This window comes from Ruegeria sp. AO1, assembly GCF_056535985.1.
This window is the reverse complement of record NZ_JBQFJC010000002.1, coordinates 498,814-524,813: the sequence shown is the minus strand read 5'-3', so window position 1 is coordinate 524,813 and position 26,000 is coordinate 498,814. Positions and strand designations below refer to the sequence as shown.

Here is a 26,000-nt window from a genome sequence, read left to right as displayed (position 1 = left end):
GGGTTTTGCCCGGGGCTTTTGGGTTTGTTGTTTCTGTGTTTACGAGCAGTTTTGGACGGCGCGTTTTGTCATGACGCTGACGAGATGCGCGCGGTAGGTTTTGCTGCCATGCAGGTCGGCGATCATGTTCATCGGGTTGACGCTCAGCCCCATCAGTGCCTCGGCTCTGAAGGATTTGTTCAAGGCCTCTTCGGCCTCTGCCCACCGGAACACGCCGTCTTCGCTGGCGCCGGTCACGGCCACGCGGACACCATCCGCGAACCGCGACACGTAGACACCGACCAATGCAAACCGGGACGCGGGCTGCAGGAACTTCTGATAGCTCGCCGCCTGCGGCACAGGGAACCGGACCGAGGTGATGATCTCACCCTCATCCAGCGCGGTGGCAAACATGCCCTGAAAGAAGTCGTCCGCCGCGATCTGCCGCGCGTTGGTCACGATGGTCGCGCCTGAGCCCAGCACGCCCGCCGGATAACAGGCCGCCGGATCATTGTTGGCCACCGACCCGCCAATGGTGCCGCGATTGCGCACCGCCGGATCACCGATCTGACCCGCCAAGGCCGCCAGCGCCGGATACGACCCCGCCGCTTCACGCGCCACCGTGGCATGGGGCGTCGCCCCGCCAATGACGACCGAGCCGTCATCCTCGACACAGACACCTTGCATCTCGGCAATCCCACCCATGCTGACCAGCACCGATGGCGCCGCCAGGCGCTGCTTCAGCGTCGGGATCAGCGTCTGCCCCCCCGCCCAATGGCTGCGCATCCTCGGCCCCCAACGCGGCAACCGCGTCGGCAATGCTCGAGGGCTTCTCAAACTCGAAACTGTACATTCCGCTTTTCCTTTCCGAAGAGCGCAGATCCGCTCTTCATCTGGCTAAAAATACCTCGGGGGTCCGGGGGCTGGCCCCCGGTCCACCCTCTCAACTCAGCTGTTCATCGCCGCCCAAACGCGCGACGGGCTTACTGGCATGTCGATGTGATCCACCGCCTTGCCGCCCGAATTCATCGCATCCAGAACCGCATTGACCACAGCCGGCGGAGAGCCAATCGCCCCGGCCTCACCACAGCCCTTCACACCCAGCGGGTTATGCGTACAGGGCGTCTGGCTGGAATGATCGACGCCGTAGAAGGGCACATCATCGGCGCGCGGCATGGCGTAATCCATGAAGGACGCGCTCAGCAGCTGGCCATTCTCGTCATAGGCGCAGTTCTCAAGCAGAGCCTGGCCGATACCCTGGCCAATACCGCCATGCACCTGACCATCCACGATCATCGGATTGACTATGTTGCCAAAGTCATCCGCCGCGGTGAAGGCCTCGATGCTGACCTGACCAGTCTCGGGGTCCAGCTCGACCTCGCATGCATAAGCGCCCGAGGGGAAGGTGAAGTTGGCCGGGTCGTAGAACGCGGTCTCCTCCAGCCCCGGTTCCACCTCCAGCGGGAAGTTATGCGGCACATAGGCTGTCAGGGTCACGTCGCCCCAGGCCACCGACTTGTCGGTGCCCGCGACGCTGAACTGACCGTCCTTCAGCTCAATATCGGCCTCAGACGCCTCCAGCAGGTGGGCGGCAATCTTCTTGGCCTTGTCGATCACCTTCTCAGTGGCCTTCACCATGGCCGAGCCACAGACCGCCAGCGAGCGCGAGCCATAGGTGCCCATGCCGAACGGGATCTTCGAAGTGTCGCCATGCACGATCTCGACCATCGATTCATCAATGCCGATCATGTCGGCCACAACCTGCGGGAAGGCAGTCTCATGCCCCTGCCCGTGGCTGTGCGCGCCTACCATGACGCTGATCGAGCCGGTGGCATTCACCCGCACGGTCGCCGCGTCATAGAGACCCGCCCGGGCCCCCAGCATGCCAACGATGTTCGAAGGCGCAATGCCGCAGGCTTCGATATAGCAGTTGATGCCCAGTCCCCGCAGCTTGCCCTTTGCCTCGCTTGCCGCACGGCGTGCGGCAAAACCTGCCAGATCGGCTGCGGCCTCAAGCTTGTCCATAGTCCCGTTGTAATCCCCGGTGTCATAGGTCAGCGCCACCGGCGTGTCATAGGGGAACTGGGTGATGAAGTTCTGACGGCGCAGGGCAATCGGATCGACCCCCAGCTCGCGCGCGGCCTTGTCCACCACGCGTTCCAACTGGAACGTCGCCTCGGGCCGGCCCGCGCCGCGATAGGCATCCACCGGCACCGTATTGGTAAACATCGCCTTCACGTTCACCTGAATGACCGGCGTCTTATAATTGCCTGCCATCAGTGTGCCGTGCAGCCATGTGGGCACGGAACTGGAGAAGGTCGACAGATACGCCCCAAGGTTCGCATAGGTGTTGGTCCGCAACCCGATGAAGTTGTTGTCTGCATCCAGCGCCAGTTCGATTTTGCTGACATGATCCCGACCATGGGCGTCCGACATGAACGCCTCGGACCGGCTGGAGGTCCACTTCACAGGCCGGTTGCAGGCCTTGGCGGCGAAGGTACAGAACGCCTCTTCCGCATAGTGGAAAATCTTGGTGCCAAAGCCGCCCCCCACATCCGGGGCCACAACGCGGACCTTATGCTCGGGCAGGCCCAGCACAAAGGCGCACATCAGCAGGCGGATCACATGCGGGTTCTGCGAGGTGGTATAGAGCGTGTACTCATCCGTCCCGCGCTTGTACTCACCCACCGCCACGCGCGGTTCCATCGGGTTGGCAACCAGGCGGTTGTTCACCAGATCCAGCGTGGTCACATGGGCCGCATTGGCGAAGACCTCATTGACCTTGGCGTCATCCGCTTCACCCAGCTGCCAGTCATAGCAGATGTTGTTCTTCAGATCGTCATGGACCAGCGTCGCGCCCTCTTGGGCTGCGGCCTTCATGTCGATCACGGCGGGCAGTTCCTCGATGTCCACCTCGATCGCCTCGGCCGCATCGCGCGCCTGTTCCAGGCTGTCGGCCACAACGGCGGCAATGGGATCGCCCACATGGCGCACCTTGCCCTGGGCCAGAATGGGATGCGCAGGCTCCTGCATGGGTGCGCCGTGCTTGTCCGTCACCTCCCAGCCGCAGGGCATGCCGCCCACGCCTTCGAAATCCTTGCCGGTGAACACCTTGACCACGCCCGGCATGGCCTCGGCCGCCGAGGTATCAAGGCTGGTGATCCGGCCATGCGCGATATCCGAGCGCAGGAAATGAACATAGGCCTGTCCGGCCACGTTGATGTCGTCGGTATAATTGCCTGCTCCGGTCAGAAAGCGCACGTCCTCGCGCCGCTTGGAACTGGCTCCGATGCCACTGTCTTTGGGCATTGCTTGTTCTCCTCCCTCGGGCCGCTTATTCGGCGGCGATGCTGCTGACGTCCTGGCCCGAAGCGGCCATGATCGCCTTGACGATGTTGTGATAGCCCGTGCAACGGCACAGGTTGCCTTCCAGATACTTGCGGATCTCGGCCTCGGTCGGGCGCGGATTGTCCTTCAGGAGCGCCGCCGCGCTCATCACCATGCCTGGCGTGCAGAAGCCGCATTGCAGCCCGTGATGATCCTGAAACGCCTGCTGGATCGCATTGAGCGTCCCATCCTCGGACGCCTGACCCTCAATAGTGCCGACCTCGGCCCCGTCGGCCTCAACCGCCAGCATGTTGCACGACTTGACGGCCTCGCCGTTCACATGCACCACACAGGCCCCACATTGCGCCGTATCACAGCCAACATGCGTCCCCGTCAAAGACAAATGATCCCGCAAAAAACCAGACAATAACGTCCGACCCTCAACATCACCGCTCACAGACATGCCATTCACAGTCAGCGATATTTTCATCACATTTTCCTCCCTTAAATCCGTAGCTCAACCGCCCAATACGCGCTTGAGCCAGCCTTTCTTTTCGGTTGCCTCTTCCGCTTGTTTTTCAGGTTCAGCTGCCGCTTCGCTGGCAGGGGCCTCTGGCTCGACCTCGACCGCGCTTTGGAAATTCTGAAAGAACTGATCCGCCATTTTCTTGGCGAAACCGTCCACGACGCGACCACCCAGTTGGGCCAGCTTGCCGCCCACGCGCGCGTCCACGTTGTAGGTCAGCAAGGTGCCTTCGGGGACATCGGACAGCGTGACATCTGCTGCGCCCTTGGCAAAACCGGCAGCGCCGCCCTTGCCTTCGCCCGACAGTTTCAGGCTTTCCCCGGACACCATGTCGGACAGGGTCACTTTCCCTTTGAACGTGGCTTTGACGGGGCCGACTTTCTGCACCACGGTGGCGTCGAATCCGTCTTCGGCGGTGCCGGTCATCTCCTGGCAGCCAGGGACGCATTCGCGCAGAACATCCGCCGACAGCAGGGCATTCCAGACCTCGGATCGTGGCGCGGCTATTGTGCGGCTGTCATGTAACTCCATGTCACTCCTCCAGAGTTTTTTCCAACCTAGGGCGTCGGGGCCGCAAAGCATATGCGACCTTGGGCGTAGTCAGCGAAGTTCGGGAGGGGTATGCGTCAGCCCGTAATCCTCGAAGATTTTGGCGATGCGGCCATCCTGAAGCGCTGCATAGATCGCGTCATCGACCGCATAGCTGAGGCCACGATAGGCAAAGTGCACGGCCACGCCGCTGGTCCAGGTGCTGACGGCAAAGCCGGGCAGCGGTGGGGTATGGATATCCAGATCCGGGGTCAGGCCAGCCTCAAGCTGGGCGCGCGGGCCCATTGCGGCCATCGTTTCGCCTGCGGCCAGAGCCTCCATCGCCTGATCTGCTGTCGGGAACCGGCTGACATTCTGCGACAGTTGCCCACCGGGAAAAGATGAAAGGTAGAAATCGGCAATCGAATCGTTTTCGACCGCGACGGTGTCAAAACGGAAATAGGCCGGAACCGGAGGGTCTTCGGGATAGGCATCGCGGCGAAAGGCGATGGCGATTTCCTCGTCATGATACTGGCCGGTGAACACCACCTGTTCCACCCGGCAGGCAAATTCGCTGTCATAGGGAATGTGCAGCATGACATTGGCCACGCGCCCGTTGATCAGCGGGCCCTTCCAAATCCAGTTGCGCAGATCGGCCTCTAGGTTTTCCCCCGCTGCAACCAGATTAAAGCGCGGCTCGACCCCCAGATCCTGGGCGATCAGCTTGCCGATTTCGATATCAACACCCTGTATCTTGCCGTCCTTCTCAAAGGACCAGGGTGCGAAATCCTCATAAGCGGCGAATTCGATATAGCCGCGCTCGACAATGGTATCGAGGTCCGCGCCCACGATATCACGGCTGGCATTCTGGGGTTTGGGTTGGGGCACATGGTCTTCACACCTGGCCAGAGCCGACCCGGCGGACAGGGCGGCGACCAACAGGGAGAAAATGAAATGGCGTCCGATCATGTGCCCCAGTCTGCCGTTCTATTGCGCGGCAGACAATCCGATAGTCAGCTGCTCCGCTGCTTGTGCGAAATCCGGGGCCTCGCCCGAGATCAGCACCGCGGCGCGCAGGGCCACCGAGTCGGCCACAGGCGCGCCAGAGCCGGTTTCGATTGTGCCCGCGATCTCAGTCAGTTCGGATTGCAGGGCGGCTGTGTCCCCATCCGCGCCCTCGGCCATGGCAGCCAGCTCGTCGCGGATTTCCTTCAACCGGTCCGAATGATCATCCAACGCGCCGTCGTCAGGGCGGGTCTCGATATAGGTGCGAATGGCCCAGGCGGCCTTTTGGCCCAACAAATCACCAAAGGCGGGCATCTTGGTGATACCATTCTGGGTATAGCCCTCGCGGAAGCGTTCAATATACCATTCGTCGCCGTATTCTTCGGCCTCGAGGTAGCGCAGGTCGGGGGCCAGGCCGCCCGATACGACGCCCAGGCCGTGGCAGCGCGCGCAGTTCTGGTTGTAGCCGGAATCGCCGATTTCGATTGCAGCCTGCCAGACCTCTTCGCCCTGATCGCGATAGGGGTTCTCGATCAGCCATTCCTCGCTCACGTCGGGAAGGGCATCCGTATTTACTGGCTGGGGCGCGACATCTCCATGTGCCAGCGCCATTCCCGCTGTCACCGTTGCCGCAAGCGCCGCGCTGTAAAAACCAAGACGCATCTCATCCTCCTATTGAAGCTTTCCCCGGTCATAGCGCAGGCAAATACATCGCGACATTCGACCTTGGTTGCAGATGGGCAAAATCTGCGACTAAGGTCGAATGGCTTTCCCATTTTCGACCGGCTTTTACTTTTAGAGCCGGGGAGGAGGCGCAGAATGTTCAGGTTTTCTTTTGTTCTTGCAGCCTTGGCGCTGGCATCTGGCGCTGCGCAGGCCGAGGTTGCGATTTCAGTGACTTACCTGCAGCAAGAAGTTGAGCGTCCTCCGGTGCTGTCCAACCTTGATCCGATTCCTGAAGACCTGGGCATGGCGGGCGCCGAGCTAGGTCTGGCTGATAACCTGACAACAGCCAAGTTTCTGGGGCACAAATACGATCTGACAGTGACCACGGTGCCCGAGGGCGGGGACTGGGCCCAAGCCGCGCGGCAGGCTTTGGCCAATAGTCCCTTCGTCATTCTGGACGCGCCTGCGCAAGCGCAGCTTGAGGTCGCCAATCTGCCCGAAGCAGCGGGTGCGGTGCTGTTTAACGCCTCGGCTCCTGATCTGTCGCTGCGCGAGTCCGAGTGCCGTGCCAACCTGTTGCACACCTTGCCATCGGACGTGATGCGCACCGACGCTCTGGCGCAGTTCCTGGTCAAACGCCGGTGGGAAGATATCGTCCTGATCGCTGGAGAGCATCCGGGGGATCAGGCCTTTGCCGAGGCGTTGAAGCGGTCTCTGCAAAAGTTCCGTTTGGAGCTGCAAGCGGAAAAGATATGGGTTTTCGATGCCGATCTGCGGCGCAACGCTGCGCAGGAAGTGCCACTGTTTACGCAGGACTTCGGCGACTATGACGTGCTGCTTGTCGCTGATGAGCTGGACGATTTCGGCCGCTACATCCCTTTCAACACATGGGAACCGCGCCCCGTTGCCGGGTCAGAGGGCTTGCAGCCCGTCACTTGGTCGCGCGTGGTCGAACAATGGGGCGCCGTGCAGATGCAGAACCGTTTTGCCGATCAGGCAGGGCGGGCGATGCGCCCCAAGGATTACGCCGCATGGGCGGCCTACCGGGCCTTGGGCGAGGCGGTGACGCGTACTCAATCAGATGATCCGGCGGTTCTGCGCGACTATATCCTGTCGGATGATTTCGAACTGGCCGGATTCAAAGGCCGCGCGATGAATTTCCGAGCCTGGAACGGCCAGTTGCGGCAGCCCATCCCTTTGGTCACGGATCGCGCCGTTGTGGCGATGGCCCCGCTCGAGGGGTTTCTGCATCAACGTACCGAACTGGACACGCTGGGCATTGATGAGGCCGAAAGCCAGTGTCAGTCATTTAAGGAGTAACAGCGATGAGACTAGCAGCACTTCTGGCAGCGACCGCGCTCTGCGCTCCGGCCACTGCGGATGAGATCTGGATCAGCAACGAAAAGGACGACACGCTCAGCGTGATTGACATCGAAACGCTTGAGGTGATCCGCACCATTGAGACCGGAGAACGCCCGCGCGGGATTACGTTCTCCAAGGACTACTCGGTTCTCTATATCTGCGCGTCGGATAGTGACTCGGTTCAGGTAATGGACCCCGAAACGGGCGAGATTCTCCATGACCTGCCCTCGGGCGAGGACCCCGAGCAGTTTGTACTGCACCCAAATGACAAGCATCTCTACATCGCCAACGAGGATGACGCGATCACCACGGTGGTGGATACGGAATCGCGCACGGTGATTGCGCAGATCGACGTGGGGATCGAACCCGAAGGGATGGCCGTGTCGCCCGATGGCAAGATCGCCATCACCACCTCCGAGACCACCAATATGGCTCATTGGATCGACACGGAAACGCAAGAGCTGTTCGCCAATACTCTGGTCGATTCCCGCCCGCGCCATGCCGAATTTCTGAAGGACGGGACCGAGCTGTGGGTCAGCTCGGAAATCGGCGGCACCATCACCGTTTTCGACGTGGAAACCCAGACCGAAAAGGCCAAGATCGAGTTCGAGGTCGAAGGCGTCCACCCCGACCGGGTGCAACCCGTGGGGTTTGAGTTGTCCAACGGGGATGAGACCGCCTTTGTCGCGCTGGGGCCTTCGAACCATGTGGCGGCCGTGAATGCCGAAACCTATGAGGTTGAAGAATACATCCTCGTGGGTCGCCGCGTTTGGCACATGGATTTCAACGCTGACAAGTCGCTTTTGTTCACTACCAACGGCGTGTCCGGTGATGTGACCGTGATCGATGTGGCCAAGCGTGAACCGATCAAGACGATCAAGGTTGGGCGTTTCCCCTGGGGTGCGGCCTTCCGTCCGACCAACTGACAAGATTGAGGAGACCTAAGAGATGAAGCGAATGATATGCGTGGCCGCGATGATGGCTATGGCTTTGCCCGCTGCGGCTTTGGCCGACGATGATGATGACGACGGCTTTGGTCTGGCTGGAATTCTGTCGGCCAAGAACAAGGAAGACCTGCCTCCGATCACGCTCTCTGCTGGTGTGCCCTTGGCAGAGGCCCCATGGGAGCTGAATTCTGGCACCTACTATGAGTTCGAAATTCAAGGCGACGGCAGTCAGGAACTGGCTTTGGTCGGGCCAGAGTTCTTCCGTGCGATCTGGGTGGATGAAATCGTGGTCGAAGGGTTGGAAATCCGGCCTCTGGGCGTCGATTCCGTTGAGTTTGACGAGGCGGGCGAGATGGAAATAGGCTTTGTCGCGATCAAGCCGGGCAGCTACTATCTGAAAGTGCCGGGCAGCACCGGCGAAACGCAGCGGCTGGAGATTACCATTAAGTGACAGGGCTTTCGGTCCGCAATGTCAGCTACGCCTATGGCGACAAACGCGCCCTTGATGACGTGAGCTTTCACGTCCCGCAGGGCGCGTTTTGCGCGTTGCTGGGGCCCAATGGCGCAGGGAAATCAACTCTGTTTTCCCTGCTGACCCGCCTGTTCACCACCGCTCAGGGGGTGATCGAGGTGGCGGGGTTCGATATCTCGAAACAACCCCGTCAGGCTTTGGCGCAGATCGGGGTTGTGTTCCAGCAGCCTACACTGGATCTGGACCTGACGGTTCATCGCAACCTCAGCTACTTCGCCGCCTTGCATGGCTTGTCGGGTCGCACAGCCGAGACTCGCATCGCCGCCGCGCTGAGCCGTCTGGATATGGCCGAACGCGCAAGCGAACGCACCCGCGATCTGAATGGCGGCCACCGCAGACGTCTGGAGATTGCGCGCTGCCTCATCCATGCGCCCTCGGTTCTGTTGCTGGACGAACCGACGGTGGGGCTGGACGCGGCAGCCCGCAGCGCGATCACCCAACATGTGCATGATCTGTCGGCGCAGGATGGGCTGACCGTGTTATGGGCGACCCATCTGACCGATGAGATCAACCCTGACGATCAGCTTGCCATCCTGCATCGAGGGAAGATGCTGACACAAGGCACCTGCCGCGACATCACCGGCGACCAACCGCTGCAACAGGTGTTCCTGTCGATGACCGGAGCCTCGGTATCACCGGCGCGCTGATCGCCCTCCGCGCGATCCTGATCCGCGAGGCGCTGCGCTTTGTCCGACAGCGCAGCCGGTTCATCGCTGCTTTGGTACGCCCACTGGTCTGGCTGATCGTCTTCGCCGCCGGGTTCCGCGCGGCCTTGGGCCTGTCAATCACGCCGCCCTATCAGACCTATATCACCTATGAGATCTACATCGTACCGGGCCTGTGCGGCATGATCATGCTGTTCAATGGCATGCAAAGCTCCCTCAGCCTTGTCTATGACCGCGAGATGGGGTCGATGCGGTTGCTGCTGACCAGCCCTCTGCCGCGATGGTGGCTGTTGTTCTGCCGCCTGCTGGCCAGCATCACGATCTCGATCCTGCAGGTCTATACGTTTCTGGTGGTGGCCGCGATCTACGGGATTGATATGCCGTGGTACGGATATCTGTGCGTCTTTCCCGCGCTGATCATTGCCGGGCTGATGCTGGGCGCTCTGGGTCTGGCTTTGTCCTCGGCCATCAAGCAGCTTGAGAATTTTGCCGGGGTGATGAATTTTGTCATCTTTCCAATGTTCTTCCTGTCCTCGGCGCTTTACCCGCTTTGGAAGATGGCCGAAAGCTCGGCCCTGTTGCGTGATATCTGCGCGCTCAACCCCTTTACCCACGCCGTTGAGCTGATCCGTTTTGCGCTTTATGGTCAGTTCAACGGCCCGGCCCTTGGCTGGACTATCCTTGCCGGACTGGCCTTTCTGGGCCTCGCGCTGTGGGGCTACGACCCGGCCCGCGGGATCAAACGCCCCGGTCGCTAGGCCGTCTACGACCATGGCAGACGTGAAATGTACCCGTCGATGCGCTAGGATACCTTTCAAACGGAGGGTTCTTTCATGATCCGTATCGCAATTGCATTACTTTTTCTGGGCACGGCCGCCTCGGCTCAGACGGTCGAGGATGAGTACGGCACGCTCAACCCGCAGGACACGGGCTTTGGCCGCGTCATGAGCAATATTGACAATGGCGTCACCGATATGACGACCTGCGCGACGGGCTACTACATCACCAAATCCGGTCGGCATGAGATGGCGCGCAAGCTGTTCGAAAGCTGCGCCAATGCCGGGTATACCGGCGCGATGACTTGGATGGGGCAGCTCGACAATAACGGTCTGGGCGGAGACTACGATCCCGATGCCGCCGCCGCTTGGGACAAACGCGCCGCTGATCTGGGCGATCCAGTGGGCAAGTTTAACTACGGCCTCAACCTGCTGCGCGGCCACGGGGTGGCGCAAGACCCGGAACTGGGCCGAGCCTATGTGGATGAAGCCGCAAGCGACGGCCTGAAAATCGCCAAACGTCTGCAAGAGTCTGGCTATGATCCGAATGAGGTCACGCCGGATGCAGATGAGTGGAAATACGCGCCCTTGTTTTGAGCTGGGCCCGCTGACGTAGCCGAACACTTGGAAAGAGGCGCGGGCGCCCGATGGAGCGGGGTTTCCCAAGCCGACGCCAAACCTCTGATCAGTCGATCATGACCTGAGGCAACCAGTGGCCATCGGGATCGGCCTCGTGGATGTCTGCCTCGGATACGGGCCTGAGATTTCCGTCTTCAGGTGGAGCCGATAGTATGCCCATATCCATTTCGTGCAGCTGTCCGATCAGGCCGTCGCCATCGCGCTGCAGGCGGTAGTAGACCCCGTTCCACATATCAATGCCGTATTCGGTGGCGCCCTTGTGGACAAACAGCAGGTCGTATTCCAGATCGGTCAGATCGTCGTCCGAGACCTCGCGCCGCAGAGCATAAGGGTAGGGGACATAGCACCAGTGTTTGTCCGCCCCCTCAAGACAGCGAAACGGGCGCATGGACAGGAAATGGTCTGCGAAGGGGCCTGCACTCAGGTCGATCTGATAAGCTACGGCGTCGCTCTTGGGCTCGAAAGTCACCTTTCCGATCAACAGCTTGTTGCCTTCTCCGTCGACCAGAGAAATGGCCTTGTGCCCGGACAGCGGATCGGCCAGCGCAGGCTGCGCGCAGATCAATACCGCAGGGATAAACCAAGTGAAAAGCCGCCGCATCATAGCCTCGCGCATCAAAAAAGATGGCCCAACCTAGTTGAAATCGGCTGATTGCGCCCTACGACCAATGTGCAATTCCAACACCGGTGCCCGCCTGCGAATAATACTCTCGCCAACAATCCCGACGCGTCGGAGATTCGGCGTGGAGGAAAGACATAAGTCTAGGGAGGATACCGATGAACCGGTTTATCATGGCCGCCGCTGCGAGCATTGTCGCAACCAGCGCAGCCTATGCAGAAGTTACCGAAGACGATCTGGCCAATGACCAAACGATCACCACTCAGGTTGTGACCAATGGTATGGGGCGGCATTTGCAGCGCTACAGCCCGCTGGACATGCTGAACAAGGATAACGTCAAGAACCTGCTTCCGGCCTGGGCCTTCAGTCTTGGCGGCGAAAAGCAGCGCGGGCAGGAAACCCAGCCGCTGATCTATGACGGGATGATGTATATCACCGGGTCTTATTCGCGCCTCTACGCGATTGATCTGGAGACCGGCAAGGAGGTCTGGCAATACGATGCGCGCCTGCCCGAAGGCATTCTGCCCTGCTGTGACGTGGTCAACCGGGGTGCTGCCATCTATGGCGACAAGGTCATTTTCGGTACGCTGGACGCGCGGATCGTGGCGCTGAACAAGGACACGGGTGATGTGGTCTGGCGCGACAAGATTGCTGACTACAAGGCGGGCTATTCCTATACGGCTGCCCCGCTGATCGTCGACGGTTTGGTCATCACTGGCAACTCTGGCGGTGAGTTCGGCATCGTCGGCGCGGTTCAGGCCCGGGACGTCAATACCGGCGATTTGGTTTGGGAACGCCCCGTGATCGAAGGCCACATGGGCACGCTGAACGGCGAAGAAAGCACCATGACAGGTGAGCTGAACGCGACCTGGCCCGGTGACATGTGGAAAACCGGCGGCGGCGCGACTTGGTTGGGCGGCTCTTACGATGCTGACACCGACACGCTGGTCTTTGGCGCAGGCAATCCGGCCCCGTGGAACAGCTGGCTGCGCAATGCGGGCACTCCCACCGAAGGCAACAAGGGCGACAACCTCTACGCCGCCAGCCGTATCGGAATCGACCCGAAAACCGGCGAGATCAAGTGGCATTTCCAGACAACCCCGCGTGAAGGCTGGGACTATGACGGTGTGAACGAAGTCGTCGCGTATACCGACCGCGAAGGCAACCAGCGCTACGCCACTGCCGACCGGAACGGGTACTTCTATGTTCTTAACCGTGACGATGGTGGGTTCGTCTCGGCGACACCTTTCGTCAAGGACATCACATGGGCCGATGGTATTGACGAAACCGGCCGTCCGATCTTTGTCGAAAACAACCGTCCTGGTGATCCAGCCGCTGCGGCTGATGGCAACAAGGGTGAGGTCATCTTTGCCTCGCCGTCGTTCCTAGGTGGCAAGAACTGGATGCCAATGTCGTTTTCGCAGAATACCGGTAATTTCTACGTGCCTTCGAACGAATGGGGCATGGATATCTGGAATGAGCCGATCACCTACAAAAAAGGTGCCGCCTATCTGGGCGCGGGCTTTACCATCAAGCCGAACTACGAAGATCACATCGGCTCGCTCAAGGCCATCGACCCCGATACCGGCGAGTGGAAGTGGGAATTTAAGAACGATGCTCCGCTGTGGTCGGGCGTGATGACCACGGCTGGTGGCCTGGTCTTCTTCGGTACACCCGAAGGCGAGTTTATCGCGCTGGATGACGAAACCGGTGAGAAACTGTGGTCGTTCCAGACCGGGTCCGGCATCGTCGGTCAGCCTGTGACCTGGGAGCAGGATGGTGAGCAGTATGTCTCGATCATCTCCGGCTGGGGCGGTGCGGTTCCGCTGTGGGGCGGTGAAGTGGCCAAGAAGGTCAACTATCTGAACCAGGGCGGTACCCTGTGGACCTTCCGTCTGCCGAAAGAGCTGGCCTCGGCGAACTGAGGCGGGTTCTGACCCCAAAGATCGCGCGTTCGGAATCCGGGCGCGTTTTCTTTGGTCTACGACCTTCCGCCAGTAGGCGTTTGCTTACGGTGTTGCTAGACTCAGAGCAAAGAGAGTTTCAATGCAAAGGCGACCTTGATGCTTGCAGAACCCGCCAGACAGACTGACTTTGAGAATGTTCTGATTGTCGACGATCACCCACTGTTCTGCGACGCCTTGTCGATGACCCTGCGCAGCGTGGCCGAGATCGGGGAAATTCACACCGCAGACCGTTTGGAAAACGCTATGGAGCTGGTGGCCAAAGGGCTGAAACCGGATGCGGTGATGCTGGACCTGAACCTGCCGGATGTGGATGGCCTGGATGGTCTGGTGCGCTTGAAATCCGCGGCGGATGCGCCGGTGATTGTTGTGTCCTCGTTGACCGACAACCGTGTGATCAGCCAAGTGATCAAGGCAGGTGCGTCGGGGTATGTGCCCAAGCACAGCCAGCGCGATGTGTTCCGTACCGCATTCGAGACGGTGCATGCGGGGGGAATCTTTGTCCCCGATGGCTGCGTTCTGATCGAAGATGAGGAAGAGGATGAACATAGCGATGCGGTCAATCGGCTTGCCGCGTTGACTAATCAACAGGGCCGCATTTTGCAACTGATCTGCGAGGGCAAGTTGAACAAGCAGATCGCCTATGACCTGTCGATTGCCGAAACCACGGTTAAGGCGCATGTCACTGCAATCATGCGGAAACTTGGCGTTCAAAGCCGCACTCAGGCGGTTCTGATTGCCAAGAAAGCATCCTTTGCCAGCGTATTGCAAGAATAGGGTCAGATACTCTAACCTCTCAGCAATCGTCGGGCTTTAGGGAGGAGTCGCGATGAACCAAGCATTCGGATGGGCGAGCGCCCAGTCCGTCAGGCCAGGCATCGTAAAGACGGCATTTGCGGAATGCAGCGCCGACAACGCAGTCAGGGATCTGTGCATGTCGCTGGGGGATGACCCCATGGCGCTGATCATTCTGTTTGTCAGCCCCAATGCCGATGCCGCGGCGGTGATCGCCGAGGCTGAACAGGAATTTGCGCCCACGATGGTGGTCGGATGCACCACCGCGGGAGAGCTTGCCGAAGGTGGCTATAACGAGGATCAGATCGTCGCGCTTGCCTTGCCGCGCTCGCATTTTGAAACGCGCACCATTCTGGTGCCGGATCTGGATGATTTCTGTGCGCAAAACATCATTGCCGAAATGATCCACAACCGAACGGCAATGACTCGCAGCTTTCCCGCTTGGGAAAACGAATTCACCTTCTTGATGATCGACGGGCTGTCCACGAAAGAAGACGAACTGACATCCGAGTTGGCGATGGGGTTGGGGCCGGTGCCTCTGTTCGGTGGGTCAGCCGGCGACGGGACCGAGTTCGGCCACACCTATGTTCTGCATGGATCACAGGCGCTGGAGAACGCAGCCATTTTGGTGCAGGTGCGAACCTCGTGCCCGATCAAGGTGTTCAAGACAGATCATCTTGTTCCCGCCGCACAGCGTATGGTCGTTACCAAAGCCGACCCCGCCAACCGCATCGTTCAGGAAATCAACGCGGAACCCGCAGCGCGGGAATATGCGCGCATCCTTGGCAAAGACCCTGAACAGTTGACCCCCTTTACCTTCGCGGCCCATCCTGTCGTCGTTCAGATCGGAGGTCAGCATCATGTACGGGCCATTCAGCAGGTCGCGGGCAATGGCGATCTGGTGTTCTTTTCGGCCATTGATGAGGGTCTGGTTCTGACCCTGGCGGAACCGCGCGACATGACGGTGCATCTGCAGGAAGAGATCGCAGCGCTGAACGAAAAGCAGAAGCCCGATACAATCCTGGCCTGCGACTGTATCCTGCGGCGGCTCGAGGCGCAGGAGAAACAGAAAACGCACGAAATCTCGCGCATCCTGTCGGACAATCATGTTGTCGGATTCTCGACGTATGGTGAGCAGTTCAACTCGATCCACGTCAATCAGACGATGACCGGGGTGGCGATCTATCCGCCCGGGGACGACTAGCGAATGATCGAGCATCTGACCGACCCGCTGGATCCGATCGAACGCCAGAATGAAAAACTGCTGAAGATCGTCGAAGCGCTGATGCGCCGGGTCGAGGAATCTACCGATGCCTCGGGTGCTGCTTATGCGCAATTCCAGCGCGCCGCTGTGTTGGAACAAGAGATCCGCACCCGCACGGATGATCTGGAGCGCGCGCTGGACCTTCTGAACGCATCCAACGCGCAATTGGCCAAGGCCAACGAGGAGACCGAAGCTGCTCGGGCCAATTTGGCGAACGCGATCGAGGCGGTGAAGGATGGCTTTGCCCTGTTTGGGCGCGATGAAAAACTGGTGCTGTGCAACAGTCGCTTCGGGTTGCACATGCCCGATATCCAGGGCCGGCTGAAACCAGGTCTGCGTTTTACCGAATATGTCGAGCTTGTCAGCCGATCGAGCTCTCTGTTGCTGCCGGAAGGGGTTGCGCCTGTGGACTGGGCCGAACTTCGGCTGACGCGTCATGCGGATGACCATGTGGTGTTCAATGTGGGCCTGAGCGGTAATCGCTGGATGCAGGTCTCGGAGCATCGCACGAAAGATGCAGGCACGGTTATCCTGCAGACGGATGTGACCGATATCATGCGGGTCGAGCGGCTGGAGCGCGACCGCATCTTGGATGACAAATCGCGCCTGATCCGCGCCACGCTGGAACACATCGACCAGGGTGTCTGCATTTTTGACAACAAGCACCGTTTGATCGGCTGGAACAACCGGGCCAGCGAACTGCTGGCGATCCCGGTCGGGCAATTCCAGATGGGCACGCAGTTTGAAACGCTCTATCACCGGCTCGGTTCGAATATGAGCTTCCAACCGGGGATGAGCTGGAGTGATTTGTCCGACTGGACCAAGCGGCACACCTCCCGGCGTCCCTTGCGGTTTCTGCTGCATCGGGGGCGGTCGAAAATCCTGTCTGTCTTTGCGCAGGAAATGCCCGACAAGGGCTATGTGATTTCATTTACCGATGTGACGGCGGAACGAAAATCGGCGCAGGCGCTTCAGGACGCCAAGGAATTGCTGGAAAAGCGGGTTGAAGCGCGCACCGTTGAACTGGCCGACGCGCTGGGCGAGGCGGAACGGGCCAATGCGTCAAAGTCCCGCTTTGTTGCCGCTGCAAGTCATGATCTGTTGCAACCTTTGTCCGCCGCCAAGCTTTATGTGGCTTCGCTGAAAAACGGGTTGGATCAGTCGGAAACGCATGATGTGGCCACAAAGGCGGAAAGTGCGCTCAACAGCGTGGAACATATCCTTGAAGCACTACTGGATATTTCGAAGCTGGATTCCGGTAGCGCGACGGTCCACCTCTCGACCGTGTCGGTTGGTGATATGTTCAAGCAGATGGAGGACGCTTTCCGCCCGGTTGCACAGGCCAAGGGGTTGGAATTGCGGGTCGTGCCGACCAGCGCGCTTGTCACCAGCGATGCCAGCTATTTGCGGCGCATCCTTCAAAACCTGCTGTCCAACGCAATCCGTTATACCGACGCCGGCAAGGTTCTGGTCGGGGTGAAGCGTCGCAAAACCCGCGTGTCGATCGAGGTGCTGGATACCGGAATAGGCATCGCCGCCGATCAGCGCGACATGGTTTTTCAGGAATTCAAGCGGGTGCAATCCGACGCAAGCGCCGCCGAAGGTATGGGCCTTGGTCTTGCTATTGTCGAGCGCGCCTGCGGTTTGCTCAACCACCCGATTCATCTACGCTCCGAGTTGGGAAAAGGCACGGTGTTCTCCGTCGAAATCCCTGAGGAACAGGACCAAGGGCAGTTCCGCGAAGGCCGTCCAGCTGTTGCCGACAGGAAAACGGGCCAACTGGCCGACATGATCGTTTTGCTGATTGAAAATGACGCAAATCTCAGAAATGCGCTGACGCTGACGCTCGAGTCCTGGGGCGTTCATGTGCTGGAGTGTGGCGGTGAGGAACAGGCCGTGGACCTGCTGCGCGAAATCGGTATCACACCCGATGCTATCGTCGCGGACTACCAGCTGGATAACGGAAAAATCGGGACTGAGGCAGTGCGTCGGATCAGAGCGGAATTCAGCGATGTGCCCGCCTGCATCATCTCGGCCAACCGCTCTCCTGAAACGGCGGAAGAATGCAAGACGAACGGGCTGGAGTTAATCCACAAACCCATTGATGCCAAAGAGCTGAGACATCAATTGGTCAGCTTGATTTCGCGTTAGTCTTTGCACGGGTCTGCGCGCGGACCGTGGCCGCTGGATCCTGGCTTTGATGTTGCTCAAGATCGACCCGCGCTGAACGAAGGGCTGTTGAGTCTCCGAATGCTGAGCCGGTTCGATTATGGGGAGTGATGCGTTGCGTGGTGTGAAACGGCGGTTGCTGAAGTCGAGTATTCTGGCGCGATTCTCTTTTGGTAATTTCTGGTGAATAAAAAGGCACTTAAGTTAAGAACTATTGAGTGTTTCTGTGTATCTCACTAGGGTGCGCGCCATGACCCAGACAACGAAAACAATCGGCATGACCTGCTATCGCCATCTCGGCAATGAAGGGCTGGAAACCGCCCGGTTCGATGATGAAACCTTCCTGCGGGTGTCGTCCGAGGCTGTCAGCAATTTGACCTCAGCCGCCTTTACGGATGTCTCGCATCTGTTGCGCCCCAGCCATCTTGCCCAGCTACGCGAGATTCTCGATGACACGGATGCCTCGGCCAACGATCATTACGTGGCACTGGAGTTGCTGAAGAACGCCGTGATCTCGGCCGAGCGAGAATTCCCGAGCTGTCAGGACACCGGAACGGCGATCATTCACGGCAAGAAAGGACAGAACGTTCTGGTGCAGGGCGATCTGCATGCGGCGGTCGAGCAGGGGGTCAAGGACACATGGGAAACGCGTAACCTGCGTTTTTCGCAAATGGCCCCGCTGACAATGTTCAAAGAGCAGAACACCGGAACCAACCTGCCTGCGCAGATCGATATTGAGGCGCTCAGCGGGGCGGCTCTAGAATTCCTGTTCATGGCTAAAGGGGGTGGCTCGGCCAACAAGACGTTTTTGTATCAGGAAACTCGGCGACTGCTGGAACCCGAGCGGATACTGGCGTTCTTTGATGAGAAGATACGGACCTTGGGTACTACGGCTTGCCCGCCATACCATCTGGCGATTGTCATTGGGGGGCTGTCGGCTGAACACTGTCTGAAAACGGTCAAGAAAGCCTCGGCCAAGGAATTGGATGATCTACCCACGACCGGTAGCCCCGATGGGCGTGCCTTTCGCGATCTGGAGCTTGAGGTGCAGATATTGGAGCTGACCCGCAACATGTCGCTGGGCGCTCAGTTCGGCGGCAAGTACTTTTGTCATGACGTGCGCGTCATTCGCCTGCCGCGTCACGGAGGAAGCCTCCCGGTTGGCATGGGTGTCAGTTGTTCGGCAGATCGCCAGATCAAGGGGCGGATCGACGGGGATGGGATCTGGGTCGAGCAGTTGGAGCATGATCCGGCTCGGTTCCTGCCTGCGCAGGATGTCGCGGCGCAATCCGCAACCCGGATCAATCTGGATCAGCCGATGGATGGTATCTGTGCCGAATTGTCCAAACTGTCTGTCTCAAGCCCCGTTTTGCTGTCCGGCACCATGATTGTCGCGCGCGATCTGGTGCATGCCGAACTGGCCCGGATGATCCGAGAGGGTCAGGAACTGCCGGACTACATCCGTGATCACCCGGTCTACTACGCTGGCCCGGCCAAGACGCCTGAAGGCTATGCCTCAGGCTCTTTCGGGCCAACCACTGCCGCGCGGATGGACCCTTATGTGCCGGAACTGCAAGCGCTGGGCGCGTCCCGTGTGATGATCGCCAAAGGCAATCGCGCGCCCTCGGTCGTACAAAGCTGCAAGGAGCATGGCGGGTTCTTTCTGGGCTCGGTCGGCGGGGCGGCGGCAGTTCTGGGCAAGGACGTCATCAAAAACATCGAAACGCTGGATTTCCCCGACTTCGGGATGGAGGCCGTCTTTCGCATAAAAGTCGTGGATTTCCCGGCATTTGTGATTATTGACGACAAAGGAGGAGACTTCTTTACCCGCAAACCAGCCTTCTAGCGCACAGGAGCCGCAATGCCGCCAACTTCCGACAAGATCACCCTGCGCCAGTTACAGATATTTCTGGTGGCGATCGAGACGCGCAGCTTTGTGCGCGCGGCTGAGCGTTTGTCGCTGACCCCGCCTGCGGTGTCGATGCAGATGAGCCGGCTGAGTGAGGAATTCGGCGCGCCTCTGTTTGAGAAATCGGGACGTTCGGTGATCCCGACCGAGGTTGCAACGGCCTTGGTGCCCTATGCCGAACGCATGACCGAAACGCTCGCCGAGGCGGTCGATGTTGTGCAGATCATGCAGGGCAAACTGGACCACCGCGTGCGGGTGGCGATGGTGACCACCGCCCGCAATTTTGGCCCACATCTGCTAGCGCAATTTCAGCAGGAACACCCGGAATGCGATCTGCAGTTCAAGATCGCCAACCGGCGCAGCGTGATCGAGATGCTGGATACCGATCAGATCGACCTTGCGCTCATGGGTCGCCCTCCGCGCCGGATAGAGACAACGGCACATCAATTCGCCAAACACCCCTATGTTTTGATCGGCCATCCGGATCATCCGCTGGTGCGCTCCAGCCGCATCCGACGCTCGGACTTGCCGCATCATCAGTTCATCGTCCGCGAGCGGGGGTCGGGCACGCGCATGGTGCATGAGTTCTTTTTCTCGGACTCGGGCCTGCCGCAGCCCAAGGCGCAGGAAATGGACAGCAATGCCAATATCAAACAGGCGGTCATGGCGAATATGGGGCTGGCCTTCATCTCGGCTCACACGATCGCGCTGGAGGCGATGGCCGGAAAACTGAAGATCCTGAATGTCGAAGGCATGCCCGAATATCGCGATTGGTTCGTTCTGCATATGCGCAACAAACCACTACGTCCGGCGGCGCGGTCTTTTCGGGATTTTGTGGATCAGAAAGGCCCGGCCTTCATGGAGGATTTCTTCAAAGACGCCGGGATTGCAACATAGAGTGCGCCCGCGCAACGATGGGCGGGTCGATCATTTTGCCATCCAGCATGACGGCACCCAGCCCCTGCTGAGTAGCTCGATCAAACGCCTCGACCACGCGGGTTGCTTGTTCGATCTCGGAGGCGCTGGGCGTGAAGACCTCGTTGACGATTTCGACCTGACGCGGATGAATGCCCAGGACGGCGTCGAAGCCAATCGCACGCCCAAGGTCGACGCAGGTGCGGAAACTGTCCATGTCGTGGATCTCGGCAATGCTGCCCGGTAGGCCGATGGCCTGCAGGCCACCCGCTTTGGCCGCATGGATCAAGGACTGCGCCGGGCCCTTCAGCGCCTCGACCGAGGGCGCATGACCGCAATCGTTCGAGAAGTCCTCAGTCCCGAATGCAAGCGCGGTCAGCCTAGGGGTCGCTTTCGCGATCCTCGCGGCGTTCATCAGTCCTTTCGCTGTTTCGATTAGGGCAATCAGCTTGATCTGGCCCTCGGGAAGTTTGGCCTGTCGCTCCAGCATCGACAGATAGTCCGCCACCAGGTGCAGGTGATCCGCCCCGATGACCTTGGGCAGCATGATCGCGCCGACGCCGGGCAGGATGGCTGTCTCAAGATCGCGGACGCATTCGCCCAGATCGGCATTGACTCGTATCACAACCGGCACAGCACGGGCGGTCAGCATGGGGACCGCCTCTGCCAATACGTCCCGCGCGGCTTGTTTGTGGTCCCGCGGGACGCTGTCCTCAAGGTCCAGCAGGATCGCATCCGCGCCCCGTTCATGCGCACGGGCAATCAGCTCCGTTCGATGCGCCGGAGTGAACAGGTAGGAACGGATCATGCCGCGGCAGTCTCGGCAAACTCGGACCGAATGGTATCGGTATGTTCGCCAAGCGCGGGCACGCGGCCAAAGCGGGGTGTTTCCGGATCGAAGCTGTGGCGGACGGGGGCCGCAACCAGATGCGCCTCATCCCCGTTTTCCAGCGTGACCGGCGTGCGGCGCAGCTGCGGGTGTACGGCAAAGGTGCTGACCGAGTTCACGGCCCCATAGGCGATGGTTGCCGCGAACAGCTTGCCTTCCAGCTCGGTGCGGGTGTGACGGGCAAAGAACCCGGCCACGATGGCATCCAGTTCAGCGCGGTTGGCGACCCGTTGGGCGGCGTCGCAGAACCGGGGATCGGTCGCCAGGTCGGGCTGTCCGATAACATCGGCGCAGAGGCGTTTCCACTCGCGTTCGTTCTGGATCGAGATCGCCAGAACCTCATTATCTTTGGTGGTAAACCCGCCGTAAGGCGCGATGGACGGGTGATGCAGGCCAACCGGTTGAGGCGCTTTGCCCGCATAAACCGTATGCATCAAAGGCACGGTCATCCAATCGGCTGCAGTGTCGAAAAGGGACAGCTTCACCGCGCTGCCTTTGCCGCTGATGCTGCGCGCGATCAGAGCCTTCTGGATGCCGATGATCGCGTTCATGCTGGCACCGATATCGCAGACCGAAACGCCTATGCGGCCGGGATGTCCGGGCGCTCCGTTGACAGAGACCAGCCCGCTTTCGCATTGCACCAGAAAGTCATAGGCCTTCATCTCGCTGTAACGTCCCTCCTCGCCATATCCGCTGATATCGCAGGTGATCAGGCGCGGGTTGCGTTTGCGCAGGACATCCTCACCAAACCCGGCGCGGGCGATGGCGCCGGGGGCGAGGTTCTGGATGAACACATCCGCCTCGTCCAGAATACGGTGCAGCAGAGCGGCATCCTCGGGGTGTTTTATATCTAGACAAAGGCTTTCCTTGCCGTGATTGGCCCAGACGAAATAGGACGCCGAGCCTTTCACCGCGCCGTCGTACTTGCGGGCGAAATCGCCGGTGTCACGCTCGATCTTGATGACGCGCGCGCCGCCCTGGGCAAAGTGGCACGACGCGAGGGGGGCAGCGACGGCCTGTTCCAGAGATACGAGCAGCAGGCCTTCGTAGGGCTTGAGGAGGGTATCGGTCATGCGGCAGCTCGTGTGTTCAAAAGCGCAAGGGTGCGGTGCATTTCATTGGCGACGATGGTCATGCCTTCGTCAAAGCCCATGCCGGGTTTGACCAGCACGCGATCGGGTCTGGTGGCCATGGCGGCGTGCAGACAGGCGCGGGCCGAGATATCGGTCTCGTTGCAAGTGCCGCCCTGATACGCGGCGACGCCGTTGGCTTGGCAGTAGAGCACCGCGTCGACCGTATTGTGAAGCGATCCCAGATCGGGAGTCTTGATCTGAACCATGTCACAGCAATCGGCATCGACGAAATCGACCACGTCCTGATAGGTGTTGCACCATTCGTCGGCCACGATTTTGACGTTGCTGCCGAGGGCCTGTAGCGCGGCACGGATATCGCGCAGCAAGGCGATCTGCCCGTCTTTTGACCCGGCGTCCGCGGGCCCTTCGATATACAGATCAAACGGGGCGGCGCGTTGTTCCAGCGTCGCTAGATAGTTGGCGATCTTCACCGCGTCATTGTCAAAGATCATGCCGACCGTGCCGTAGACATCAATATGCAGCACCGGATGATAGCTCTCATCCGTGCGCAGATCCTGAATGCGGCGCGACAGCCATGTGACATATTCGGCCAGTTTCCCGCCCGTCTGGCCCAGTTTCTGGGGGATGTTGTTGATCAGGCCGTGGGGCAGGGCGTCGACTTGTTTCAGCACCATCTTGTCCACGGCCTCATAGCGGTTATCGCCGCTCTGCCCGAACAGGCGCAGAGGTGCCGCGATGGTCTCAAGCCCCCATTCGTCGCAAATCACCTCGAATTTCATCATGCCCGAGGCGATCGAGGTCGCAGACAGCAAAGCCTGCGACAGGCCATAGCGCACGGCGGTGTGCAGAGGTTGGCCATCCACGACCAGCGTATCGAAGAATTCCGCGCTTTCGCGGAAGCTGCGCACGTCATGCCCAATCAGCTGTGGCGTCAGATGTTCCTGCAGGAACGGAATGACAGAGGAAGCCAGAAACAGCGGATCGCGGCCGGCCGCCCCGGAATATTGCACGGCCGCGCAGTCGCCCTCAGCGATCTGGCCGTTCTCCAGCTCCAGCAGGATCGAGACACTTTCCCCGTATTGCCGGACGCGGGCAAAGCCGTCGGTCAGGGCCTGCCCGCAATAGACGAACCCGTCCTGCTTGGCCCCCTGTTTGATCGCTGCCTGATCGTCGAAATAGTACGAGGCCAGCCCCGGCGCGAAAACAACGTTCTTGATCTTCATGACACTCTCTGTGCGTTAAGCGGCAACCGAAGGCCGACCGATAAGATTGCTGGCCGAGATGGCGCGGACGTCGTCGACCACCATGTCAAAGGACACCTCGCGCCCCTCGGACCGGGCGCGTTCCGCGATGCGGTCCCGGTGGAAGGCCATGAGATCCTTGGGTAGCGGGACATTCCCGGTCTCGAAAATCCGCAGCGCGCCGTGGTTGTCGCGTACCGGTGTCAGTTTGCCCGCGTTCCCGATGGCGGGGGCGAAGGGGATGTCCATCACGCCGCTCTCAAAGGCCAGAACAGCTCCGCGCGCGATGTCGCCTTTGCCCAGTTTCAAAACGGCGCGCATGACGGCGTGAACCTCGGCCTCGATCACCTCGACCTCGGTCAGGATTTCGTTGCCGTCATTGCGGTTCTGGTCCGCGATCATGTTCACCATCTGGCGGGTCGCCTTGAGCCCGGCCTGGTTCGCCTCAAGCGAGGGGATGCCGCTGGCCTCATGCGGGGTCTTCACGATGATCTTGGTGGCCCGCGCCTGTTTCGCGGCCAGCGCACCCAGACAGATCACGGCGGTGGCCTTGGCCTCATCCTCAGGGAAGCCGCCCATCCATTGGTGGAACACGGTGGTCAGCTGGTAATCGTCATAGCCTACGTTCTGGAAATAGTGGTGCCCCAGCCGCCGCAACGACCGCAGCGCGGCGACGTCTTGCACCAGATTGCCCGCTTGACCATAGCCCAGCGTGATGCAGCGCACGCCCTGTTCCAGCGCCAGCAGACCTTCGATGATGGCAACCACATGCGAGACAAAAGGCGGTACCAGCGTTCCGGTCAAAGGGCCAAACGGTTCGCGGTTGATACGGATGCCATGTTCTTCGAACCGGCCCACCAGACGGTCGCAATATTGCCAATGGCGGATCGACTGTTCCAGCGGAATGTTCTTTGCATAGGGGATGTTATAGGAAATCCCGCCGCCCTCGTAGGACGAAAAACCCGAGCTGAGCGTGACCTCAGCCAGCAGCCGGGCATCTGGTGTGCCGTGCCGGACCTGAATGGGTTTTGAGACGGCCTCGACCAGCTTGGTACAGCCTCCCACACCATGGTTGACGGCCGGGAACCCGTTCAGCAGCGAGGTGCCTGCTGCGCGGGACCGGTCGATGCCATCCTGCGCCTCGTCATAGCGGTTGTGGCGGGTATAGGCGTCGATGGTTGTAGGCAACACGTCGCAATAGGGGGCCAGCCCCTCCATCAGTGCGGTGTGTTCGCGCAACAGCGCAACGCCCGCACGGGGTTGCAGCAGAGTCTTGCCGGTTTCATCCGCATCCGCCAAGGCGACTGAGAACCGCTTCTCCGAGGGCAGCGCGTGCTGACGGGCAATGCCTGCCTCAAAATCCACCTCGGCACCGGTGTGCCAGGATTGCAGAACGCCCTCACGCTCGGCGTCGAAAACGGAATCGGGCAGCTTGGAATTCGTGATTTCTGGCGTGCCGGTCATGTCACCATCTGCCTTTGTTAGATTGCGGCCCAATCGGTGAACTCTGGTGCGAAAGCGCCCGAGTTGTGCCCGATATTCGGAAGGCGGTTCATGTCGATGTCGTCTTTCAGCAGCGCCACGACCTCGTCGATTTTGGCCGAAGCCGGGAAGACGCGGTCATAGCCCATCTCTTTGAAGCGGGTGACGACGGTCGCGAAATCCTGTTTGCCGATCACGAGGTTCCCACCGACATAGAGCAAGATGTTCCCGATCCCTGCAGCCTCGCACCGGTCGCGCAGGCCCTGACAGTCGATCTCACCGTGCCCATAGATGGATGAGACAAGGATCGCATCGGCTTTTTCAGCAAGGGCCGCAGCGACGAATTCAGCTTGGCTGACCATGACGCCAAGGTTCACGACCTCGATCCCAGCCCGGGTCAGCAGGCTGTCGAGGATCTTGTTTCCCACGGCGTGGCAATCTGCGCCGATCACTCCCAAAACGACTTTATGCGTGGTGCTGGCGTCGAACATGTCTCGCTCCTCCTGTGTCGCGCTTTGTGGTGTCGTAGCCGTGATTCTCGAAGCGGTAAAGAATAATGATGAACAATAAAAAATAGATAAGCAAAAGTTACCCAATGTGCATCAGACCGCTGTTAGAGCTTGAAACGCCAAAACGGCGGCTCTCTGATGGCATCTGTCGCATCTGAGATAGCTTCTGTCCGAAATCGACACTGAAAACGGGGGCAA

Annotated in this window: 23 protein-coding genes and 1 pseudogene; 12 read left to right on the top strand and 12 right to left on the bottom strand. The window is 59.8% G+C overall.

Features of this window, described 5'->3' with window-relative positions:
* Positions 1-39: 39 nt before the first annotated feature.
* From ACR3FB_RS20575 to pedF, 6 genes and pseudogenes are all read right to left on the bottom strand, one after another.
* Positions 40-832 (bottom strand): annotated as a pseudogene (locus tag ACR3FB_RS20575) (FAD binding domain-containing protein).
* 95 nt (positions 833-927) lie between these two features.
* Positions 928-3,288, bottom strand: coding sequence for a xanthine dehydrogenase family protein molybdopterin-binding subunit (locus ACR3FB_RS20570; RefSeq protein WP_480565532.1), 2,361 nt, complete (start codon positions 3,286-3,288; stop codon positions 928-930).
* A gap of 25 nt (positions 3,289-3,313) precedes the next feature.
* On the bottom strand, positions 3,314-3,796 hold the full coding sequence (locus tag ACR3FB_RS20565; protein ID WP_480566818.1) for a (2Fe-2S)-binding protein: 483 nt from the start codon (positions 3,794-3,796) through the stop codon (positions 3,314-3,316).
* 27 nt (positions 3,797-3,823) lie between these two features.
* The gene (locus tag ACR3FB_RS20560) at positions 3,824-4,363 is read right to left on the bottom strand and encodes an SRPBCC family protein (RefSeq protein ID WP_480566800.1); all 540 of its coding nucleotides are present in this window, start codon (positions 4,361-4,363) and stop codon (positions 3,824-3,826) included.
* Positions 4,364-4,432: 69 nt separating this feature from the next.
* On the bottom strand, positions 4,433-5,329 hold the full coding sequence (locus tag ACR3FB_RS20555) for a substrate-binding periplasmic protein (protein WP_170666748.1): 897 nt from the start codon (positions 5,327-5,329) through the stop codon (positions 4,433-4,435).
* An 18-nt stretch (positions 5,330-5,347) separates the two neighbouring features.
* Positions 5,348-6,028 carry a cytochrome c-550 PedF gene (gene pedF / locus ACR3FB_RS20550; protein WP_170549083.1) on the bottom strand — a complete coding sequence of 227 codons (681 nt, stop codon included), beginning with the start codon at positions 6,026-6,028 and terminating at the stop codon, positions 5,348-5,350.
* A 156-nt stretch (positions 6,029-6,184) separates the two neighbouring features.
* Here pedF and ACR3FB_RS20545 point away from each other — a divergent pair, with 156 nt between their 5' ends.
* The 6 genes from ACR3FB_RS20545 (at position 6,185) to ACR3FB_RS20520 (ending at position 10,910) form a co-directional block, all read left to right on the top strand.
* Positions 6,185-7,351 carry an ABC transporter substrate-binding protein gene (locus ACR3FB_RS20545; RefSeq protein ID WP_480566799.1) on the top strand — a complete coding sequence of 389 codons (1,167 nt, stop codon included), beginning with the start codon at positions 6,185-6,187 and terminating at the stop codon, positions 7,349-7,351.
* A 5-nt stretch (positions 7,352-7,356) separates the two neighbouring features.
* Positions 7,357-8,319: a YVTN family beta-propeller repeat protein gene (locus ACR3FB_RS20540; RefSeq protein WP_480566798.1), complete on the top strand. Its 963-nt coding sequence runs from the start codon at positions 7,357-7,359 to the stop codon at positions 8,317-8,319.
* A gap of 22 nt (positions 8,320-8,341) precedes the next feature.
* Positions 8,342-8,791 (top strand): cupredoxin domain-containing protein, encoded by a 450-nt coding sequence (locus tag ACR3FB_RS20535; protein ID WP_480566797.1) that lies wholly within the window; start codon positions 8,342-8,344, stop codon positions 8,789-8,791.
* A complete protein-coding gene (locus ACR3FB_RS20530) occupies positions 8,788-9,519 on the top strand; it encodes an ABC transporter ATP-binding protein (RefSeq protein WP_480566796.1) in 732 nt (243 codons plus the stop codon). Before ACR3FB_RS20535 ends, ACR3FB_RS20530 begins: the two co-directional genes overlap by 4 nt.
* The gene (locus ACR3FB_RS20525) at positions 9,504-10,295 is read left to right on the top strand and encodes an ABC transporter permease (protein ID WP_425084573.1); all 792 of its coding nucleotides are present in this window, start codon (positions 9,504-9,506) and stop codon (positions 10,293-10,295) included. The genes ACR3FB_RS20530 and ACR3FB_RS20525 overlap by 16 nt, the downstream gene beginning before the upstream one ends.
* Before the next feature lie 75 nt (positions 10,296-10,370).
* Positions 10,371-10,910: an SEL1-like repeat protein gene (locus ACR3FB_RS20520; RefSeq protein WP_425084572.1), complete on the top strand. Its 540-nt coding sequence runs from the start codon at positions 10,371-10,373 to the stop codon at positions 10,908-10,910.
* 88 nt (positions 10,911-10,998) lie between these two features.
* Here the strand turns inward: ACR3FB_RS20520 and ACR3FB_RS20515 are convergent, their stop codons facing one another.
* Positions 10,999-11,553, bottom strand: coding sequence for a hypothetical protein (locus tag ACR3FB_RS20515; protein WP_480566817.1), 555 nt, complete (start codon positions 11,551-11,553; stop codon positions 10,999-11,001).
* Positions 11,554-11,729: 176 nt separating this feature from the next.
* Between ACR3FB_RS20515 and ACR3FB_RS20510 the strand changes: the two genes are divergently transcribed.
* From ACR3FB_RS20510 to ACR3FB_RS20485, 6 genes are all read left to right on the top strand, one after another.
* Complete coding sequence (locus tag ACR3FB_RS20510; RefSeq protein ID WP_480566794.1) at positions 11,730-13,496, top strand: PQQ-dependent methanol/ethanol family dehydrogenase; 1,767 nt, start codon at positions 11,730-11,732, stop codon at positions 13,494-13,496.
* A gap of 138 nt (positions 13,497-13,634) precedes the next feature.
* Positions 13,635-14,312: a response regulator gene (locus ACR3FB_RS20505; protein ID WP_170378656.1), complete on the top strand. Its 678-nt coding sequence runs from the start codon at positions 13,635-13,637 to the stop codon at positions 14,310-14,312.
* A 52-nt stretch (positions 14,313-14,364) separates the two neighbouring features.
* Positions 14,365-15,534, top strand: coding sequence for an FIST N-terminal domain-containing protein (locus tag ACR3FB_RS20500; RefSeq protein WP_480566793.1), 1,170 nt, complete (start codon positions 14,365-14,367; stop codon positions 15,532-15,534).
* Between the two features lie 3 nt (positions 15,535-15,537).
* Positions 15,538-17,745 (top strand): hybrid sensor histidine kinase/response regulator, encoded by a 2,208-nt coding sequence (locus ACR3FB_RS20495; protein ID WP_480566792.1) that lies wholly within the window; start codon positions 15,538-15,540, stop codon positions 17,743-17,745.
* 268 nt (positions 17,746-18,013) lie between these two features.
* Positions 18,014-19,609 carry a FumA C-terminus/TtdB family hydratase beta subunit gene (locus ACR3FB_RS20490; protein ID WP_480566791.1) on the top strand — a complete coding sequence of 532 codons (1,596 nt, stop codon included), beginning with the start codon at positions 18,014-18,016 and terminating at the stop codon, positions 19,607-19,609.
* A gap of 15 nt (positions 19,610-19,624) precedes the next feature.
* The gene (locus ACR3FB_RS20485) at positions 19,625-20,569 is read left to right on the top strand and encodes a LysR family transcriptional regulator (protein WP_480566790.1); all 945 of its coding nucleotides are present in this window, start codon (positions 19,625-19,627) and stop codon (positions 20,567-20,569) included.
* On the opposite strand, the gene ACR3FB_RS20480 is transcribed toward ACR3FB_RS20485, so the two are convergent.
* The 5 genes from ACR3FB_RS20480 to glmS are packed head-to-tail and all read right to left on the bottom strand — an operon-like array spanning position 20,544 to position 25,784.
* Positions 20,544-21,395, bottom strand: a complete 852-nt coding sequence (locus tag ACR3FB_RS20480; protein ID WP_480566789.1) for an HpcH/HpaI aldolase/citrate lyase family protein — start codon at positions 21,393-21,395, stop codon at positions 20,544-20,546. The two genes, ACR3FB_RS20485 and ACR3FB_RS20480, sit on opposite strands and share 26 nt — an antisense overlap.
* Entirely contained in the window at positions 21,392-22,549 is a 1,158-nt protein-coding gene (locus tag ACR3FB_RS20475) for a CaiB/BaiF CoA transferase family protein (RefSeq protein WP_480566788.1), read from the bottom strand. The genes ACR3FB_RS20480 and ACR3FB_RS20475 overlap by 4 nt, the downstream gene beginning before the upstream one ends.
* Positions 22,546-23,793, bottom strand: coding sequence for a methylaspartate ammonia-lyase (locus ACR3FB_RS20470; RefSeq protein ID WP_480566787.1), 1,248 nt, complete (start codon positions 23,791-23,793; stop codon positions 22,546-22,548). The genes ACR3FB_RS20475 and ACR3FB_RS20470 overlap by 4 nt, the downstream gene beginning before the upstream one ends.
* A gap of 15 nt (positions 23,794-23,808) precedes the next feature.
* Positions 23,809-25,275 (bottom strand): methylaspartate mutase subunit E, encoded by a 1,467-nt coding sequence (locus ACR3FB_RS20465; RefSeq protein WP_480566786.1) that lies wholly within the window; start codon positions 25,273-25,275, stop codon positions 23,809-23,811.
* Positions 25,276-25,292: 17 nt separating this feature from the next.
* A complete protein-coding gene (glmS, locus tag ACR3FB_RS20460) occupies positions 25,293-25,784 on the bottom strand; it encodes a methylaspartate mutase subunit S (protein ID WP_480566785.1) in 492 nt (163 codons plus the stop codon).
* Positions 25,785-26,000: the final 216 nt, after the last annotated feature.

Excerpts from the sequence above, each read along its gene's own strand:
- ACR3FB_RS20570 (WP_480565532.1), bottom strand. The coding sequence starts at position 3,288 with ATGCCCAAAGACAGTGGCATCGGAGCCAGTTCCAAGCGGCGCGAGGAC.
- ACR3FB_RS20565 (WP_480566818.1), bottom strand. The coding sequence starts at position 3,796 with ATGAAAATATCGCTGACTGTGAATGGCATGTCTGTGAGCGGTGATGTT.
- ACR3FB_RS20560 (WP_480566800.1), bottom strand. The coding sequence starts at position 4,363 with ATGGAGTTACATGACAGCCGCACAATAGCCGCGCCACGATCCGAGGTC.
- ACR3FB_RS20555 (WP_170666748.1), bottom strand. The coding sequence starts at position 5,329 with ATGATCGGACGCCATTTCATTTTCTCCCTGTTGGTCGCCGCCCTGTCC.
- pedF (WP_170549083.1), bottom strand. The coding sequence starts at position 6,028 with ATGCGTCTTGGTTTTTACAGCGCGGCGCTTGCGGCAACGGTGACAGCG.
- ACR3FB_RS20545 (WP_480566799.1), top strand. The coding sequence starts at position 6,185 with ATGTTCAGGTTTTCTTTTGTTCTTGCAGCCTTGGCGCTGGCATCTGGC.
- ACR3FB_RS20540 (WP_480566798.1), top strand. The coding sequence starts at position 7,357 with ATGAGACTAGCAGCACTTCTGGCAGCGACCGCGCTCTGCGCTCCGGCC.
- ACR3FB_RS20535 (WP_480566797.1), top strand. The coding sequence starts at position 8,342 with ATGAAGCGAATGATATGCGTGGCCGCGATGATGGCTATGGCTTTGCCC.
- ACR3FB_RS20520 (WP_425084572.1), top strand. The coding sequence starts at position 10,371 with ATGATCCGTATCGCAATTGCATTACTTTTTCTGGGCACGGCCGCCTCG.
- ACR3FB_RS20515 (WP_480566817.1), bottom strand. The coding sequence starts at position 11,553 with ATGCGGCGGCTTTTCACTTGGTTTATCCCTGCGGTATTGATCTGCGCG.
- ACR3FB_RS20510 (WP_480566794.1), top strand. The coding sequence starts at position 11,730 with ATGAACCGGTTTATCATGGCCGCCGCTGCGAGCATTGTCGCAACCAGC.
- ACR3FB_RS20505 (WP_170378656.1), top strand. The coding sequence starts at position 13,635 with ATGCTTGCAGAACCCGCCAGACAGACTGACTTTGAGAATGTTCTGATT.
- ACR3FB_RS20500 (WP_480566793.1), top strand. The coding sequence starts at position 14,365 with ATGAACCAAGCATTCGGATGGGCGAGCGCCCAGTCCGTCAGGCCAGGC.
- ACR3FB_RS20495 (WP_480566792.1), top strand. The coding sequence starts at position 15,538 with ATGATCGAGCATCTGACCGACCCGCTGGATCCGATCGAACGCCAGAAT.
- ACR3FB_RS20490 (WP_480566791.1), top strand. The coding sequence starts at position 18,014 with ATGACCCAGACAACGAAAACAATCGGCATGACCTGCTATCGCCATCTC.
- ACR3FB_RS20485 (WP_480566790.1), top strand. The coding sequence starts at position 19,625 with ATGCCGCCAACTTCCGACAAGATCACCCTGCGCCAGTTACAGATATTT.
- ACR3FB_RS20480 (WP_480566789.1), bottom strand. The coding sequence starts at position 21,395 with ATGATCCGTTCCTACCTGTTCACTCCGGCGCATCGAACGGAGCTGATT.
- ACR3FB_RS20475 (WP_480566788.1), bottom strand. The coding sequence starts at position 22,549 with ATGACCGATACCCTCCTCAAGCCCTACGAAGGCCTGCTGCTCGTATCT.
- ACR3FB_RS20470 (WP_480566787.1), bottom strand. The coding sequence starts at position 23,793 with ATGAAGATCAAGAACGTTGTTTTCGCGCCGGGGCTGGCCTCGTACTAT.
- ACR3FB_RS20465 (WP_480566786.1), bottom strand. The coding sequence starts at position 25,275 with ATGACCGGCACGCCAGAAATCACGAATTCCAAGCTGCCCGATTCCGTT.
- glmS (WP_480566785.1), bottom strand. The coding sequence starts at position 25,784 with ATGTTCGACGCCAGCACCACGCATAAAGTCGTTTTGGGAGTGATCGGC.